The organism is Haemophilus haemolyticus (assembly GCF_003490595.1).
In the GTDB taxonomy this organism is placed as follows: Bacteria; Pseudomonadota; Gammaproteobacteria; order Enterobacterales; family Pasteurellaceae; genus Haemophilus; species Haemophilus haemolyticus_L.
Genome location: NZ_QQGY01000008.1, coordinates 88,999 through 105,424, shown reverse-complemented (window position 1 = coordinate 105,424; position 16,426 = coordinate 88,999). Strand labels below are relative to the sequence as shown.

Genomic DNA, 16,426 nt, shown 5'->3' with positions numbered 1-16,426 from the left:
GCTAAGTGCGGAAGAGATAAGTGCTGAAAGCATCTAAGCACGAAACTTGCCAAGAGATGAGTTCTCCCAATCTTATAGATTGTAAGGGTTGTTTAAGACTAAGACGTAGATAGGCAGGGTGTGTAAGCGGTGTGAGCCGTTGAGCTAACCTGTACTAATTGCCCGAGAGGCTTAACTATACAACGCTCAAGTGTTTTTGGAAAAGAGTGTAAGAGAAGACTAGACAAACAAATCAAATAAGAAGACTCAATAGAACGAAAATCGAGTTCAGCTTGTGGCCAATGAAGAACATAGATAGAATTTAAAATAAACGTTATCAAAGAATTATCCTGGCGGCGATAGTGCGGTGGAACCACCTGACACCATACCGAACTCAGAAGTGAAACGCTGTAATGCCGATGGTAGTGTGGGGCATCCCCATGTGAGAGTAGGGCACCGCCAGGTTACTAAATATAAATTGAAAGAGAAGAACCCCGTGTCGAAAGATATGGGGTTTTTGTTTTTGGGATTTACTCATTATTTAATCAAATAAGAGTCTAATTTTAGTTTTAATATAACTACTATCTTCATATACGATTTTTTATAAGTTTGTTAAACTAATAAAAATTTATATTTTTCTAATTTAATGAATTATCAAGATCGCATTTCTAATATTTTCTCTGTTAATGGCGAATTAAGTCAAAGTATCAAAGGGTTTAGACCTCGAACTGAGCAGATTGAAATGGCTCATGCTGTTGGCGAGTCAATCCAAAATAAATCTTCCCTTGTTATTGAAGCTGGAACGGGTACAGGAAAGACCTTCGCATATCTAGCTCCAGCTTTAGTTTTTGGTAAAAAAACCATTATTTCTACAGGATCTAAAAATCTTCAAGATCAGCTTTTTAATCGAGATCTTCCTGCTATTAAAAAAGCCCTTAATTTCACGGGAAAAATTGCGTTGCTAAAAGGTCGAGCAAACTATCTTTGTTTAGAGCGTTTAGATCAAGTGATTGCTCAAGGTGTGCTTGGAGATAAGTCTGTTTTAGCTGAATTAAGCAAAGTACGTAAATGGAATAATAGTACTAAAACAGGCGATTTTACAGAATGTATTGAGCTTGCAGAAGATAGCCCTATTATTCCTCAACTGACGAGTATGGCGGAAAGTTGTTTAGGTACCGATTGCCCTAATTATTCAGAATGTTATGTAGCAAGTGCGCGTAAAAAAGCATTAAATGCTGATTTGGTTGTAGTTAATCACCACTTATTTTTTGCAGATATGGCTGTAAAAGAAAGTGGTTTTGGAGAACTCATTCCGAATGCTGAAGTGATTATTTTTGACGAAGCTCATCAGTTACCAGATATTGCGAGTCAATATTTTGGCCAATCTTTGACATCACGACAGCTTTTTGATTTGTGTAAGGATATTAATATTGTCTATCGCACAGAACTCAAGGATATGCAGCAGCTTGGCACAACATCTGATACCTTACTGAAGGTTGTACAAGATTTTCGTTTATTACTGGGTAATGGGAGTAATGTTCGAGGAAATTGGCGTGAGCTTTACACGCAAAGTGCGGTGAAAAAATCCTTTGAATTATTACAGGAGAAAATAGATTTTTTAGCTGAGGTAATTAAATTAGCACTTGGTCGTTCCCAAACTTTGGATAGTATTTTTGAGCGTGTTGAATCCATTAAGATTCAGCTCAAGCGTTTATCTGAAACAAATATTGTAGGTTATTGTTATTGGTATGAAGGAAATGGTCGCCAGTTTGGTTTACATATTACGCCATTGACAGTAGCCGATAAATTTGGTGCTCAGCTCGAAGCTAAAGAAGCCGCTTGGATATTCACATCTGCGACATTAGAAGTGGGGGGAACTTTTAATCATTTCTGCCAACGTTTAGGTATTGAAAATGCGACACAAAAAATTTTACCGAGTCCCTTTAATTATTCTGAACAGTCTTTGCTTTGTGTGCCTCGATATTTGCCGAATACCAATCAAGCGAATACGTTAAGCGCTTTAGGAGAAATGCTATTACCTGTGATCGAAGCAAATAAGGGGCGTTGCTTTGTTCTGTGTACCTCTTATTCAATGATGCGCGGCTTAGCAGAATACTTCCGTGAAAAAAGTAACCTTTCTATTCTATTACAAGGCGAAACCTCAAAAGGAAAATTACTCGAGCAATTTATAAAAGAAACGCATAGCGTTTTGGTGGCAACCTCTAGCTTTTGGGAAGGTGTAGATGTGCGCGGCGATGCACTTTCTTTAGTCATTATTGATAAACTTCCTTTTACTGCGCCAGATGAGCCTTTGTTAAAAGCACGTATTGAGGATTGCCGTTTACAAGGTGGAGATCCATTCAATGACATTCAAATTCCTGAAGCCGTGATTACCTTGAAACAAGGCGTTGGACGTTTAATTCGCGATGTTACAGATCGTGGTGTTGTGATTATTTGTGATAATCGATTAGTAATGCGCAATTATGGCGAAACATTTTTGAAAAGTTTACCTAACTCAAGTCGTACCCGTGATCTCAACAAAGTGATACAATTCTTACAAAATAAATAAACGAGAATAATAATGCAAAATTTAACTTTATTGGCGTTGGACACCTCTACTGAAGCCTGTTCAGTCGCCTTATTTCATCGTGGAGAGAAAACACATATTAATGAACTTGCTCAACGCACTCACACCAAACGAATTTTACCCATGATTGATGAAATTTTGGCAAATTCTGGTTTACGTTTAAACGAAGTTGATGCCCTTGCCTTTGGGCGTGGTCCGGGTAGTTTTACTGGCGTTCGTGTTGGTGCTGGGATTGCACAAGGTTTAGCGTTTGGTGCGGATTTGCCTGTCATTCCTATTTCAAATTTAACCGCAATGGCACAGGCGGCATTTGAATTACATCAAGCAGAAAATGTCGTTGCAGCGATTGATGCGAGAATGAACGAAGTTTATTTTTCTCAATTAGTGAGAGAAAAAGTGCGGTCTGATTTTGGAGAGTTTTTTCTATGGCGAGAAATCATTACTGAACAAGTTTGTTCCCCAGAACAAGCAATTAAACAGCTCCAAAATGATAATGCATTTAGAGTCGGGACCGGCTGGGCAGCATATTCTCAATTTACTGAAAAAAATCTAACGAGCTCAGATATAGCATTACCTAATGCATTATATATGCTGGAGCTCGCACGAGTAGAATACTTGCAAAAACGCATAATTTCAGCTTTAGAGATTGAACCGATTTATTTGCGAAACGAGGTTACTTGGAAAAAATTACTAGGACGTGAATAAGTTTAAATAACAGGAGGATAGAAAATGAAAGGCAAAATCACCTTATTTTTTACCGCACTTTGCTTGGGATTGACAGGCTGTATGGCACCACCGAAAGGGTTAGAAGAAGAGCGATTCTCTATTAATTCCTATCGCGAGATTTCCCCTCAGGATTTAACCTGTCATTGTAAAACGGTTCGACTTGGCGGGAAAATTGTTCAGGCGACTGTTTTACCAAGTAAAACAAAAATTGAAGTGTTAAGTTTACCGGTATCATCAATTTCAGGTAAACCATTCGTTGAATTTCAATCAGATGGCCGTTTTATTGTGTATTTCAACGGCTTTGTGGACCCTGAAAATTTAAAAGAACGTTATATTACTGTGGGCGGGCTATTAGCTGGAACAGAGAAAGGCAAGATCGAACAAGCTGATTATACTTATCCTGTTATTCAACCTGATAAATACCGTATTTGGACGCTCAGTACCACCTATGATTATCCGACAGATGATTGGGATGAAGACGATGATTGGGGATTTTTTAGATGGAGATATCGCCCTTGGTATGTTCAGCCTGAAATTCGCTATTATTTGAATTAAATGATAAAATCTTAAAGATTTTCCAACAAATTAGGATAAAAAATGGAAAAAATTTGGTTTCAAAATTATCCAGAAGGTTCTGAAAAATTTCTGGATACCTCAAAATATGAATCTATTTTGGATATGTTCGACAAAGCTGTGCGCGAACATCCAGATCGCCCCGCTTACATTAATATGGGGCAAGTACTTACTTTTCGTAAATTAGAAGAGCGCAGTCGTGCATTTGCCGCGTATTTGCAAAATGAATTTAAACTTCAACGTGGTGATCGTGTGGCATTAATGATGCCAAATTTATTGCAATATCCTATCGCACTTTTTGGTATTTTGCGTGCGGGCTTAATTGCAGTAAATGTGAATCCTCTTTATACACCGAGAGAATTAGAGCACCAGTTGCAAGATAGTGGTGCGGTAGCGATTGTCGTGGTATCAAATTTTGCTTCTACCTTGGAAAAAGTCGTTTTTAATACCAATGTCAAACACGTTATTCTTACCCGAATGGGCGATCAACTTTCATTTGGTAAACGTACTTTAGTCAATTTTGTCGTGAAATATGTGAAAAAACTCGTGCCGAAATATAAATTACCGCACGCAGTGACTTTTCGAGAAGTATTGAGTATTGGTAAATATCGACAATATGTTCGCCCTGAAATGGAACGCGAGGATTTAGCCTTTTTACAATATACCGGTGGCACAACAGGTGTAGCGAAAGGTGCAATGCTGACGCACGGAAATATTATAACCAATGTCTTCCAAGCAAAATGGATTGCAGAACCATTTATTGGTGATCATTCTCGCACTCGTTCTGCCATTTTAGCCTTGCCTCTTTACCACGTATTTGCCTTAACCGTAAACTGCTTATTATTTTTAGAGTTAGGTGTAACGGCGATCTTAATCACCAATCCGAGAGATATTGAGGGATTTGTGAAAGAGTTAAAAAAATACCGTTTTGAGGCGATTACTGGTGTAAATACCTTATTTAATGCCTTGTTAAATAATGAAAATTTCAAAGAAGTTGATTTTTCAGCTTTAAAACTTTCTGTAGGAGGCGGTATGGCTATTCAACAGTCTGTAGCAACACGTTGGCACGAATTGACGGGCTGTAACATCATTGAAGGTTATGGAATGACGGAATGTTCGCCATTGATCGCAGCTTGTCCAATTAATGTTGTGAAACATAATGGAACTATTGGTGTGCCGGTGCCAAATACTGATATAAAAATCATTAAAGATGATGGTTCAGATGCAAAAATTGGCGAACCTGGTGAATTATGGGTGAAAGGCGACCAAGTCATGCGAGGTTATTGGCAACGACCAGAAGCAACTAGCGAAGTTTTAAAAGATGGTTGGATGGCAACTGGCGATATTGTCATTATGGATGAATCATATAGCTTAAGCATTGTGGATCGTAAAAAAGATATGATTTTGGTTTCTGGCTTTAATGTCTATCCAAATGAAATTGAAGATGTTGTTATGCTGAATTACAAAGTGGAAGAGGCTGTGGCAATTGGTGTTCCTCATGAAGTTTCTGGTGAAACGATTAAAGTATTTGTGGTGAAAAAAGACGATAGTTTAACTCGCGATGAACTTCGCAACCATTGTCGCCAATATCTCACAGGCTATAAAGTACCAAAAGAAATTGAGTTCCGAGACGAACTGCCAAAAACCAATGTAGGTAAGATTTTACGTCGGGTTTTACGCGATGAAGAGATCGCAAAACGTTCAAAACATTAATGTCAAAATGGGATAGCAATATCCCATTTTTGTTCTTTTTAAATAAAAAATCACTATGATAAAAGAATGTCAAAATCCACCGCACTTTACGGTTATTACGGATAATACTGCGCTGTTGGAAATTTGCAATTTGGCTCAGATGAAAAGTGCAGTTGTCTTAGATACAGAATTTATGCGTGTTTCCACTTATTTTCCTAAGTTGGGATTAATCCAGCTTTATGATGGCGAGCGCGTCTCTTTAATTGATCCTTTAGCGATTACGGATTTTTCGCCTTTTGTTGCATTGTTATCCAATCCTAAAGTATTAAAAGTCTTACATTCTTGTAGTGAGGATTTATTGGTTTTCTTACAAGAATTTGATCAGCTTCCACGTCCAATGATTGATACACAAATTATGGCGCGATTTCTTGGGCTTGGCACATCAGCAGGCTTGGCAAAATTAGCACAACAATACTTAAATGTAGAAATCGATAAAGGTGCAACACGGACGAATTGGATAAAACGCCCCCTTTCTGATATTCAACTTCAGTATGCTGCAGGTGATGTTTGGTATTTGTTGCCGCTTTATCATATTCTTGAAAAAGAGTTAGCGAAAACACCTTGGGAACAAGCAGTAAGAAATGATTGCGAACTTGCTCTTTCTAAAACGCATAAATTAGAAGAACGAGATTCAGAAAAAGCTTATTTAGATATTCCAAATGCTTGGAAATTAAATCCATTAGAATTGTCTCGTTTAAGAATTTTGGCGCAGTGGCGACAAAACGTCGCAATAGAGCGTGATTTAGCACCTTCTTATATTGTGAAATCAGATAATCTTTGGAAAGTGGCAAAGAATAATCCACGTAATACATCTGAAATGTTAGAAATGGGATTAACTGAAAATGAAGTGCGTGTACGTGGTAAGAAGATTTTGCAATTACTTGCTCAAGCAAGACGTGTTTCTTCTAATGACTATCCAAAACCTATTGAACGTATTTCTGAAGATCCTCGTTATAAAAAAACAATTCGATTATTACAAGAAAAAGTGAATAGTTTAACGCCAGCAGGTTTAACCTCTGAAATTATTGCGAGCAAACGCACTTTGGAAGAATTGATTAAATGGGTTTGGAAATATGATTGTTCTCAAGACAAATTACCAGAGTTGCTGATTGGATGGCGCAAATCTATTGGTGAAAAGTTAGTTGATGTTATCAAGTTAACATAACAAATAACCGCACTTAAAAAGTGCGGTTATTTTTTTGTATGTTTTTATACGTTGAATCGGAAGTGCATTACATCGCCATCTTGTACGATATAATCTTTGCCTTCTAAACGCCATTTACCCGCTTCTTTTGCACCATTTTCACCGTTGAATTGGATAAAGTCTTCATAAGCAATAACTTCTGCTCGGATAAAGCCTTTTTCAAAGTCGGTGTGGATTACTGCTGCTGCTTTTGGTGCGGTTGCTCCGACTGAAACTGTCCAAGCTCGAACTTCTTTTATGCCCGCGGTAAAGTAAGTTTGAAGATTTAAAAGTGCGTAACCAGCACGAATTACGCGGTTCAATCCAGGTTCTTCAATGCCTAAATCTTGTAAAAACTCGACTTTCTCTTCATCATCAAGTTCCGCAATTTCAGATTCAATCGCCGCACATACTGGAACAACCACTGCACCTTCTTTTGCGGCAATTTCACGAACGCGATCTAAATATGGATTATTTTCAAAGCCATCTTCATTTACGTTTGCGATATACATTGTTGGTTTTAACGTTAAGAAGTTGTAACTCTTGATTGCTTGCAATTCTTCTTTGTCTAATCCAACAGAACGAATCATTCCAGCATTTTCAAGTACAGGGAGGATTTTTTCCATAACGGAAAGTTCAAATTTAGCCTCTTTGTCGCCGCCTTTGGCTCGTTTTTGTAAACGTTGGATCGCGCGTTCACAGCTGTCTAAGTCTGCTAAGGCTAATTCGGTATTGATGGTATCAATGTCATCTTGTGGGTCAATTTTTCCCGCAACGTGCACTATATCGTCATTTTCAAAGCAACGAACAACGTGTCCGATCGCATCGGTTTCACGAATATTAGCGAGGAATTTGTTACCTAAGCCTTCACCTTTACTTGCTCCCGCAACTAAGCCTGCGATGTCCACGAATTCCATCGTGGTAGGTAATACACGTTCAGGTTTAACGATTTCTGCCAATGCATCTAAACGCGGATCTGGCATTGGTACGACACCCGTATTTGGTTCGATAGTACAGAATGGATAGTTTGCGGCTTCAATACCTGCTTTAGTGAGCGCGTTAAAAAGAGTAGATTTGCCGACATTTGGCAATCCCACAATACCACATTTGAATCCCATAATTTTTCCTTATTTTGAGTAAAACGGTTGTAAAACTAACCGCACTTTTAAATTTTGAAACTGTTTAAACGGTTGGTCGCTTTGACCATTCCATCTTTGAAAATCATTTCTACACAATCAGTTGCTTCATCTAGCACTTTTTCAAGTGCATTACGATCTGCCGGTGATGGTTTATTTAAGACATAACCCGCCACTAAATCACGATGGCCAGGATGCCCAATGCCAATGCGTAAACGGTAGAAATTATTGTTATTGCCTAATTGAGCCACAATATCTTTTAAACCGTTATGTCCGCCGTGCCCGCCGCCTTGTTTGAGTTTTGCTGTGCCTGGTGGTAAATCTAATTCATCATGAATCACTAAAATTTCTTCAGGTTTAATACGGTAAAAACTTGCCAATGCCCCAACCGCTTTACCGCTTAAATTCATAAAAGTTGTCGGTACTAAAAGGCGAACTTCTTTTCCATTCACTAAAGTGCGGGCAGTTTTTCCGAAGAATTTACTTTCTGGATTTAGTAAAACGTTAAAACGACGTGCCAAGCGTTCAATAAGCCATTCGCCCGCATTGTGGCGTGTATCGGTATATTTATCGCCAGGATTGCCTAAACCAACAATGAGTTTTATTTCTGACATTTTTTATTTGATGATGTAAAAAGAGGATATAAAAAATAGTGGCGTATTGTAGCGAAAAAGCCTTAAATTCTCAATCTATAACGCTAAAACAAGCGGCTATAATTGAGTGACGTTATTGCTCGTGATTTATCATTAAAAGTCACCGCACTTTTCCGTTATAATGGTTAAAATTTTTTAACAAAGAAGTAAAAATGAATCAGATTAACATTGAAATCGCTTATGCTTTGCCAGAACGTTATTATTTGAAATCTTTTCAAGTTGATGAAGGAATTACCGTGCAAACTGCGATTACGCAATCAGGGATTTTAAGCCAATTTCCAGAGATTGATTTGAGCAAAAATAAAATTGGGATTTTCAGTCGTCCAATAAAATTGACTGATGTATTAAAAGAGGGCGATCGTATTGAAATTTATCGTCCATTACTTGCTGATCCGAAAGAAATTCGCCGTAAACGTGCAGCAGAGCAAGCTGCAGCCAAAGACAAAGAAAAAGGAGCTTAAAAATGACCGCACTTTCATCTGTTGATTTTTGTTTACCTGAACATATCACGCCAGAAATTTTTCTACGTGATTATTGGCAGAAAAAGCCACTTATGATTCGGAACGGTTTGCCTGAAATTGTTGGGCAGTTTGAGCCACAAGATATTATTGAGCTTGCACAAAATGAAGATGTCACCGCTCGTTTAGTGAAGACATTTTCTGATGATGATTGGAAAGTTTTTTTTAGTCCTTTAAGCGAAAAGGATTTCCAAAAATTGCCAGAAAAATGGTCGGTGTTGGTTCAAAATTTGGAGCAATGGTCGCCTGAATTAGGACAACTTTGGAACAAATTTGGCTTTATTCCTCAATGGCAACGTGACGATATTATGGTGTCTTACGCGCCGAAAGGAGGCTCAGTTGGTAAGCATTATGATGAGTATGATGTATTCTTGGTGCAAGGATATGGTCATCGCCGTTGGCAATTAGGTAAATGGTGTGATCCAAGTACCGAATTTAAACCCAATCAGCCAATCCGAATTTTTGATGATATGGGCGAATTGGTGATTGATGAAGTGATGAATCCGGGGGATATTCTCTATATTCCAGCCCGTATGGCGCATTATGGTGTGGCTGAAGATGATTGTTTAACCTTTTCGTTTGGCTTGCGTTATCCAAATTTAGGCAATTTGATTGATGGGATAAGCAAAGGTTTTTGTCATCAAGATCCTGATTTGAATTTAAGCGAGTTTGATTTACCGCTACGTTTAATCCAGTCTGAACAACGTACAGGTAAACTTGCGGATGAAAATATTCAAGCGATGAAACAGCTTTTATTAGATAAATTGGCTCATTCAGAAGCTTTTGATGCGTTGTTTAAGCAAGCCGTAGCAAGTGCGGTGAGTTCTCGTCGTTACGAGTTATTAGTCTCTGATGAAATATGTGATCCTGATGAAGTGCGGTCAATTTTAGAAGAGGATGGGGCATTCCTTTCTCAAGACAACAATTGTAAATTGCTTTATACCGAAAATCCGCTGCGGATTTATGCGAACGGTGAATGGTTAGATGAACTTAATGTAATTGAAACCGAAGTATTGAAACGTTTATCTGATGGTGAAAGTTTGGATTGGGCATTTCTATCTAATTTAGTGAATGAAACCGAAGATCCGGAAACTTCAATGGATTTATTGTTGGATTCCATTTGTAACTGGGTCGATGATGGTTGGGCGTTAATTGAATAATATGTCAGACAATATTTATTCCGTCTCTCAACTGAATTCTGCCGCGCGTCAGATGCTTGAGGGCAATTTTTCCCAAATTTGGCTAACGGGGGAAATTTCCAATTTTACGCAACCCGTGTCTGGGCATTGGTATTTAACGCTGAAAGATGAAAATGCACAGGTGCGTTGTGCGATGTTTCGCATGAAGAATTTGCGTGTTGCTTTTCGTCCGCAAAATGGGATGCAAGTGCTTGTGCGTGCCAATGTGAGTTTATATGAGCCTCGTGGTGATTATCAGCTTATTATTGATTCTATGCACCCAGCTGGCGAGGGCTTGTTGCAACAGCAATTTGAAGCGTTAAAAATGAAATTGGCTGCGGAAGGATTATTTGCTCAAAATCTTAAGAAAAATCTACCGCACTTTAGTAAAGCAGTTGGGATTATTACTTCTTCTACAGGTGCGGCATTGCAAGATATTTTGCATATTTTGGCACGCCGTGATCCAAGTTTAAAAGTCGTCATTTATCCCACTGCAGTACAAGGCAAAGAGGCGACCGCAGAAATTGTGCAAATGATTGAACTTGCTAATGCGCGACAAGAAGTAGATGTATTAATTGTGGGGCGTGGTGGAGGTTCATTAGAAGATCTTTGGTGCTTTAATGAAGAAGAAGTGGCGCGAGCGATTTTTCGTTCAGCCTTACCTATTATCAGTGCGGTGGGACACGAAACAGATGTGACGATTGCCGATTTTGTTGCAGATCTTCGTGCGCCGACACCTTCTGCTGCGGCTGAGTTAGTTAGTCGTAATCAAGATGAATTATTGCAACAACTTCGCCATCAACAGCAACGTTTAGATATGGCATTTGATCGTTTATTTACGCGAAAAAGCCAGCGTTTGAAACAGATAATCTTACGATTGCAAAATCAACATCCACAGAATCAGTTACGAGCTCAACAAGCGAAAAATGAACAGCTTACGCATCGCTTACAACTTGCTATGTTGCGTCAGTTTGAAAATACACAACAAAAATTCACCGCACTTTCTTCTCGTTTGAAACAAAATCCATTGCCATATCGAGTGCAATGTCACCAACAACGCTTAGAGCAGTTACAAGTGCGGTTAAATTTTTGCGTAAATCGCCAAGTGACGGAACGTCAAAATAAACTGGCAACGTTATGCGGAAAACTGGATGGCTTAAGCCCGTTGAAAGTCTTGGCAAGAGGTTATTCCATTGCGGAAAACCCGCAAGGTAAAGCCATTGTTAGCGTGAAAGATGTCAATCAAGGGGACTTCATTACAACTCAAGTGGCTGATGGAAAAATTGTGAGTAAGGTTTTGTAAGATGCTTATTTTGTAAAAATGGAGTAAAACATTATCTTACATACTTCTGAAAAAGAATACCGTGATTATTGATAAATTATCACGGTATTTTATTTTGTGACTCACTTCAAACTTTCAACAAAAAGTGGAAACCTTCTATTTTTTTTGTAGACTTTTAAGCGTATGATTTTGCGTGCAGTTTTGGAGAAAATAGATGTCAGAAATTCAACACTTTAGCCAACAAGATATAGAAATATTGGGTGAGCAAACTTTGTATGAAGGTTTTTTCACACTCAAACGAATTCAATTTAAACATAAGCTTTTTGCAGGTGGTGAAAGCGGTGTGGTAACGCGTGAATTACTTATTAAAGGTGCTGCCTCTGCCGTTATCGCTTATGATCCAAAAGAAGATTCTGTGATTTTAGTTGAGCAAGTTCGTATTGGCGCGGCTTATCATCCTGAATCTAATCGTTCGCCTTGGTTACTCGAATTAATTGCAGGCATGGTGGAAAAAGGTGAAAAGCCGGAAGAGGTTGCTTTGCGTGAGAGTGAAGAAGAAGCGGGAATTCAAGTAAAAAATTTAACGCATTGCTTAAGTGTATGGGATAGCCCAGGTGGAACAGTGGAGCGAATTCATTTATTTGTTGGTGAGGTTGATAGTTCACAAGCAAAAGGTATTCACGGTTTGGCTGAAGAAAATGAAGACATTCGAGTACACGTAGTAAAACGTGAACAGGCGTATCAATGGATGTGCGAGGGGAAAATTGATAATGGCATTGCGGTGATCGGGCTGCAGTGGCTTCAATTAAATTATGCTCAGTTACAACAAAGTTGGAAATGTAGTTAGGGGGCATTAATGAAAAATACGTTTGTTTATCAGACGGAAAAGCCTGTTATTAAATTATTACAAATTACGGATCCCCATTTATTTAAAGATGAAAGCGCTGAATTATTGGGGGTAAATACACAAGCAAGTTTTGCTCAAGTATTAAAGGAAATTCAGCAAGAAAATAACGAATTTGATGTGATTCTTGCTACAGGCGATCTTGTGCAGGATAGTAGTGATGAAGGTTACACTCGTTTTGTAGAAATGATGAAACCTTTCAATAAACCTGTGTTTTGGATTCCGGGAAATCACGATTTTCAGCCTAAAATGGCGGAATTTTTAAATCAGCCACCAATGAACGTGGCAAAACATCTTCTATTGGGCGAGAATTGGCAAGCCTTATTGTTGGATAGCCAAGTTTACGGTGTACCACATGGGCAACTAAGCCAGCATCAACTCGATTTATTAAAAGAAACCTTAGAAAAAAATCCTGAACGCTATACGTTGGTTGTGTTACACCATCATTTATTACCAACTAATTCCGCATGGCTTGATCAACATAACCTTCGTAATTCTCACGAATTGGCAGAAGTGCTTGCGCCTTTTAGTAATGTGAAAGCTATTTTATATGGGCATATTCATCAAGAAGTAAATAGTGAATGGAATGGTTATCAAGTGATGGCAACGCCAGCAACTTGTATTCAATTTAAACCTGATTGCCAGTATTTTTCTCTTGATACGTTACAGCCTGGTTGGCGTGAAATTGAGTTACATTCAGATGGTTCAATTCGTACCCAAGTGAAACGTATTCAGCAAGCAGAATTTTTGCCGAATATGCAAGAAGAAGGGTATTAATCAAACTAAAGTGCGGTGAAAATTCACCGCACTTTTTTCCAGTTAGAAATGGTACGCATCAGTAAATGTGTACCATTTTTTTATGATTTTATTACGCAATCACAACTTGTTCTGCATCGTCTTCAGTATGTTCAATGCGCCCGATTAACCATGCATTCTCACCCGCTTGTTTTAAGATTGCCAATGCGGTCTCGACTTGCTCCTGAGGAAGTGCAATTACCATGCCCACACCACAATTGAAGGTTCGGTACATTTCATATGTATCAATATTGCCTTTTTCTTGTAACCAATTAAACACGGAAGGCCATTCCCAGCTTTTTTCATCAATTACTGCTTTAGTGTTTTTAGGCAATACGCGCGGAATGTTTTCCCAGAACCCGCCACCTGTTAAATGCGCAATTGCATGTACATCGGCTTGCTTAATAAGTGCTAACACGGATTTGACATAGATTTTTGTTGGTGCAAGTACATGTTCGCTTAATGGTTTATTATCAAGCAGTTCTGTTGCAGGATTAACGCCCGAGACATCAATCACTTTACGAACTAAAGAATAACCGTTTGAATGTGGGCCACTGGAACCTAAGGCAATTAACGCATCGCCATTTTTTACACGGCTACCATCAATAATTTCAGATTTCTCTACAACACCTACACAGAATCCGGCTAAATCATAATCGCCTGCATGGTACATGCCTGGCATTTCTGCTGTTTCGCCCCCCACTAATGCACAACCCGATTGCACACAACCATCAGCAATTCCTTTTACAACGTCAGCAGCCACATCAACATCTAGTTTTCCTGTTGCATAATAATCTAAGAAAAACAGTGGTTCAGCACCTTGAACGACTAAATCATTGACACACATGGCGACTAAATCAATGCCAATGGTGTCATGTTTTTTTAAATCAATGGCTAAGCGTAATTTCGTGCCAACTCCATCGGTACCTGATACTAAAATAGGTTCTTTGTATTTGCTGGGTATCGCACATAAGGCGCCAAATCCACCTAATCCCCCGATAACTTCCGCGCGAGTGGTACGTTTCACTTCAGGTTTAATCCGTTCAACCAAGGCATTGCCGGCATTAATGTCAACTCCAGCATCTTTATAGCTTAATGATTGTTTGCTCACAGTGTTTTTCCTATATAGATAAGTATTGAAAAATAAATTGGCGTTCATTTTAACAGCTTAAGCAAACGTTTGCGATTTAAATTTTGAGATAAAAAAAGACCGCACTTTAGAAAAAGTGCGGTCAAATTTTTAATTGTTTTTAACGATTCGCCAGTTCAAAAATCATCGCTTCTGCTTGGCAACTAAAAGTGAAAGAGGCATTTAACTGAACACCGTTTTCAACCGCCACGATTTCGCTTTTAATTTCGCAAGGATCGCTTTCTGTATCGCGAGCTTTTTTCGTTAATCGTTCAAGCGCTGCATTTGCATCAGCTTCAGTGCTATAAAATTGATGTATTTCTACGGTACAGTCAGAGCCATCAATAATCGTGCCTACATCAACACAGCTGCAAGTTAAGGATTCTTCTGCTTTGCATTTTACTGTCATTTTCTTTTCCTTATATGAATATTTTTGCGCATTTTATCATTTTTCTGTTTGTCCATAAATGACAAAAATTGAACAAAATAGCCCATTAAATGCAAAAAGTTCCCGCTAACTGGTCGGAACTCTAATAAAAACAAGGAAATGAATTTGCACTCAATAGCATCGGGTTTTAAAATCGGCAAGATTTTTATTTATAACAAAGGTTTCCAAATGAAAAAATTTAATCAATCTGTTTTAGCAACTGCAATGTTATTGGCTGCAGGTGGCGCAAATGCGGCGGCTTTCCAATTGGCGGAAGTTTCTACTTCTGGGCTTGGTCGCGCGTATGCGGGTGAAGCGGCGATTGCAGATAATGCATCAGTAGTAGCAACTAACCCGGCTTTGATGAGTTTATTTAAAACTGCACAGTTTTCCACAGGTGGCGTTTATGTTGATTCTAGAATTAATATGAGTGGTGATGTAGCTACTTCTGTGAAACTTCTTCATGGAGCAAATAAGAAAGGTTCAGCTTCAGAGCGTAATGTTGTTCCCGGTGCTTTTGTGCCAAATCTTTATTTCGTTGCTCCAGTGAATGATAAATTAGCGGTGGGCGCAGGAATGAATGTAAATTTCGGTCTAAAAAGTGAATATGGCGATAGTTATGATGCTGGTGTATTTGGTGGAAAAACTGACTTGACTGCTATCAACTTAAATTTAAGTGGTGCTTATCGAGTAACAGAAGGCTTGAGCGTAGGTTTAGGGGTAAATGCGGTTTATGCTAAAGCCCAAATTGAACGGAATGCTGGTATTATTGCGGAGAGTGTTCAGACTGGAAAAAACGCACTCAAAGCAGTAAACCCACAAACAGTAATTCCTGACTATTTGACCTCTAGAGACAAATCTGTTGTGTCATTACAAGATAAAGCAGCTTGGGGGTTTGGCTGGAATGCAGGTGTAATGTATCAATTTAATGAAGGTAACCGAATTGGTTTAGCCTATCATTCTAAAGTGGACATTGATTTTACTGACCGCACTGCCACTAGTTTAGAAGCAGGGGTTATCGGGGCGGGGAAAAAAGGTAATTTAACCCTTAAATTGCCAGATTACTTAGAACTTTCTGGTTTCCATCAATTAACTGACAAATTTGCAGTGCATTATAGTTATAAATATACCCATTGGAGTCGTTTAACAAGATTATACGCTAGCTATGAAAATGGTAAAAAAGCTTTTGATAAAGAATTGCAATACAGTAATAACTCTCGTATTGCATTAGGGGCAAGTTATAATCTTGATGAAAAATTGACCTTACGTGCGGGTATTGCTTACGATCAAGCTGCATCTCGTCATCACCGTAGTGCTGCAATTCCAGATACCAATCGCACTTGGTATAGTTTAGGTGCAACCTATAAATTCACCCCGAATTTATCTGTTGATCTTGGCTATGCTTACTTAAAAGGTAAAAAAGTTCACTTTAAAGAAGTACAACAAGCTGCAGGTGGCTTGATAACAGAAACCGCAAATTATACTTCTCAAGCACACGCAAATCTTTACGGCTTAAACTTAAATTATAGTTTCTAATCCGTTAAAAAATTTAGCATAATAAAGCACACTTCCACACGAGGTGTGCTTTTCTTTTTATAAAACAA

At 38.6% G+C, this 16,426-nt stretch carries 15 protein-coding genes and 2 rRNA genes; 13 read left to right on the top strand and 4 right to left on the bottom strand.

The window, feature by feature from the left end; all coding sequences use genetic code 11:
• From DV415_RS07725 to rnd, 7 genes are all read left to right on the top strand, one after another.
• Positions 1 to 179, top strand: a 23S ribosomal RNA gene (locus DV415_RS07725); the annotation flags it as partial.
• A gap of 149 nt (positions 180 to 328) precedes the next feature.
• Positions 329 to 444: ribosomal RNA gene (rrf, locus tag DV415_RS07720) — 5S ribosomal RNA — on the top strand.
• 181 nt (positions 445 to 625) lie between these two features.
• Positions 626 to 2,548, top strand: coding sequence for a DNA repair helicase YoaA (locus tag DV415_RS07715; RefSeq protein ID WP_118790829.1), 1,923 nt, complete (start codon positions 626 to 628; stop codon positions 2,546 to 2,548).
• Between the two features lie 12 nt (positions 2,549 to 2,560).
• Complete coding sequence (tsaB, locus tag DV415_RS07710) at positions 2,561 to 3,271, top strand: tRNA (adenosine(37)-N6)-threonylcarbamoyltransferase complex dimerization subunit type 1 TsaB (RefSeq protein WP_118790828.1); 711 nt, start codon at positions 2,561 to 2,563, stop codon at positions 3,269 to 3,271.
• Between the two features lie 24 nt (positions 3,272 to 3,295).
• Entirely contained in the window at positions 3,296 to 3,847 is a 552-nt protein-coding gene (locus DV415_RS07705) for a Slp family lipoprotein (protein ID WP_118790827.1), read from the top strand.
• Positions 3,848 to 3,889: 42 nt separating this feature from the next.
• Positions 3,890 to 5,578, top strand: a complete 1,689-nt coding sequence (gene fadD, locus DV415_RS07700) for a long-chain-fatty-acid--CoA ligase FadD (RefSeq protein ID WP_118790826.1) — start codon at positions 3,890 to 3,892, stop codon at positions 5,576 to 5,578.
• Positions 5,579 to 5,633: 55 nt separating this feature from the next.
• Positions 5,634 to 6,782 carry a ribonuclease D gene (gene rnd, locus DV415_RS07695; protein ID WP_118790825.1) on the top strand — a complete coding sequence of 383 codons (1,149 nt, stop codon included), beginning with the start codon at positions 5,634 to 5,636 and terminating at the stop codon, positions 6,780 to 6,782.
• 44 nt (positions 6,783 to 6,826) lie between these two features.
• On the opposite strand, the gene ychF is transcribed toward rnd, so the two are convergent.
• The gene (gene ychF / locus DV415_RS07690) at positions 6,827 to 7,918 is read right to left on the bottom strand and encodes a redox-regulated ATPase YchF (RefSeq protein WP_118790824.1); all 1,092 of its coding nucleotides are present in this window, start codon (positions 7,916 to 7,918) and stop codon (positions 6,827 to 6,829) included.
• Between the two features lie 47 nt (positions 7,919 to 7,965).
• Positions 7,966 to 8,550 (bottom strand): aminoacyl-tRNA hydrolase, encoded by a 585-nt coding sequence (gene pth / locus DV415_RS07685; protein ID WP_118790823.1) that lies wholly within the window; start codon positions 8,548 to 8,550, stop codon positions 7,966 to 7,968.
• 191 nt (positions 8,551 to 8,741) lie between these two features.
• On the opposite strand from pth, the gene DV415_RS07680 reads away from it, so the two are divergent.
• The 5 genes from DV415_RS07680 (at position 8,742) to cpdA (ending at position 13,248) form a co-directional block, all read left to right on the top strand.
• The gene (locus DV415_RS07680) at positions 8,742 to 9,050 is read left to right on the top strand and encodes an RnfH family protein (RefSeq protein WP_118790822.1); all 309 of its coding nucleotides are present in this window, start codon (positions 8,742 to 8,744) and stop codon (positions 9,048 to 9,050) included.
• Positions 9,051 to 9,052: 2 nt separating this feature from the next.
• A complete protein-coding gene (locus DV415_RS07675) occupies positions 9,053 to 10,267 on the top strand; it encodes a ribosomal protein uL16 3-hydroxylase (RefSeq protein ID WP_118790821.1) in 1,215 nt (404 codons plus the stop codon).
• 1 nt (position 10,268) lies between these two features.
• Complete coding sequence (gene xseA / locus DV415_RS07670; RefSeq protein ID WP_118790820.1) at positions 10,269 to 11,588, top strand: exodeoxyribonuclease VII large subunit; 1,320 nt, start codon at positions 10,269 to 10,271, stop codon at positions 11,586 to 11,588.
• A gap of 193 nt (positions 11,589 to 11,781) precedes the next feature.
• Positions 11,782 to 12,414, top strand: coding sequence for an ADP-ribose diphosphatase (gene nudF, locus DV415_RS07665; RefSeq protein WP_118790819.1), 633 nt, complete (start codon positions 11,782 to 11,784; stop codon positions 12,412 to 12,414).
• 9 nt (positions 12,415 to 12,423) lie between these two features.
• Positions 12,424 to 13,248: a 3',5'-cyclic-AMP phosphodiesterase gene (gene cpdA / locus DV415_RS07660; RefSeq protein WP_118790818.1), complete on the top strand. Its 825-nt coding sequence runs from the start codon at positions 12,424 to 12,426 to the stop codon at positions 13,246 to 13,248.
• 91 nt (positions 13,249 to 13,339) lie between these two features.
• Here the strand turns inward: cpdA and purM are convergent, their stop codons facing one another.
• The gene (gene purM / locus DV415_RS07655; protein ID WP_118790817.1) at positions 13,340 to 14,377 is read right to left on the bottom strand and encodes a phosphoribosylformylglycinamidine cyclo-ligase; all 1,038 of its coding nucleotides are present in this window, start codon (positions 14,375 to 14,377) and stop codon (positions 13,340 to 13,342) included.
• A 139-nt stretch (positions 14,378 to 14,516) separates the two neighbouring features.
• Positions 14,517 to 14,804 carry a YfcZ/YiiS family protein gene (locus DV415_RS07650; RefSeq protein WP_118790816.1) on the bottom strand — a complete coding sequence of 96 codons (288 nt, stop codon included), beginning with the start codon at positions 14,802 to 14,804 and terminating at the stop codon, positions 14,517 to 14,519.
• A gap of 207 nt (positions 14,805 to 15,011) precedes the next feature.
• Here DV415_RS07650 and DV415_RS07645 point away from each other — a divergent pair, with 207 nt between their 5' ends.
• Positions 15,012 to 16,358, top strand: a complete 1,347-nt coding sequence (locus tag DV415_RS07645) for a porin (protein WP_118790833.1) — start codon at positions 15,012 to 15,014, stop codon at positions 16,356 to 16,358.
• The last annotated feature ends 68 nt before the right edge of the window (positions 16,359 to 16,426 follow it).

Excerpts from the sequence above, each read along its gene's own strand:
- tsaB (WP_118790828.1), top strand. The coding sequence starts at position 2,561 with ATGCAAAATTTAACTTTATTGGCGTTGGACACCTCTACTGAAGCCTGT.
- DV415_RS07650 (WP_118790816.1), bottom strand. The coding sequence starts at position 14,804 with ATGACAGTAAAATGCAAAGCAGAAGAATCCTTAACTTGCAGCTGTGTT.
- DV415_RS07715 (WP_118790829.1), top strand. The coding sequence starts at position 626 with ATGAATTATCAAGATCGCATTTCTAATATTTTCTCTGTTAATGGCGAA.
- fadD (WP_118790826.1), top strand. The coding sequence starts at position 3,890 with ATGGAAAAAATTTGGTTTCAAAATTATCCAGAAGGTTCTGAAAAATTT.
- DV415_RS07645 (WP_118790833.1), top strand. The coding sequence starts at position 15,012 with ATGAAAAAATTTAATCAATCTGTTTTAGCAACTGCAATGTTATTGGCT.
- DV415_RS07705 (WP_118790827.1), top strand. The coding sequence starts at position 3,296 with ATGAAAGGCAAAATCACCTTATTTTTTACCGCACTTTGCTTGGGATTG.
- cpdA (WP_118790818.1), top strand. The coding sequence starts at position 12,424 with ATGAAAAATACGTTTGTTTATCAGACGGAAAAGCCTGTTATTAAATTA.
- nudF (WP_118790819.1), top strand. The coding sequence starts at position 11,782 with ATGTCAGAAATTCAACACTTTAGCCAACAAGATATAGAAATATTGGGT.
- pth (WP_118790823.1), bottom strand. The coding sequence starts at position 8,550 with ATGTCAGAAATAAAACTCATTGTTGGTTTAGGCAATCCTGGCGATAAA.
- ychF (WP_118790824.1), bottom strand. The coding sequence starts at position 7,918 with ATGGGATTCAAATGTGGTATTGTGGGATTGCCAAATGTCGGCAAATCT.
- xseA (WP_118790820.1), top strand. The coding sequence starts at position 10,269 with ATGTCAGACAATATTTATTCCGTCTCTCAACTGAATTCTGCCGCGCGT.
- DV415_RS07680 (WP_118790822.1), top strand. The coding sequence starts at position 8,742 with ATGAATCAGATTAACATTGAAATCGCTTATGCTTTGCCAGAACGTTAT.
- rnd (WP_118790825.1), top strand. The coding sequence starts at position 5,634 with ATGATAAAAGAATGTCAAAATCCACCGCACTTTACGGTTATTACGGAT.
- DV415_RS07675 (WP_118790821.1), top strand. The coding sequence starts at position 9,053 with ATGACCGCACTTTCATCTGTTGATTTTTGTTTACCTGAACATATCACG.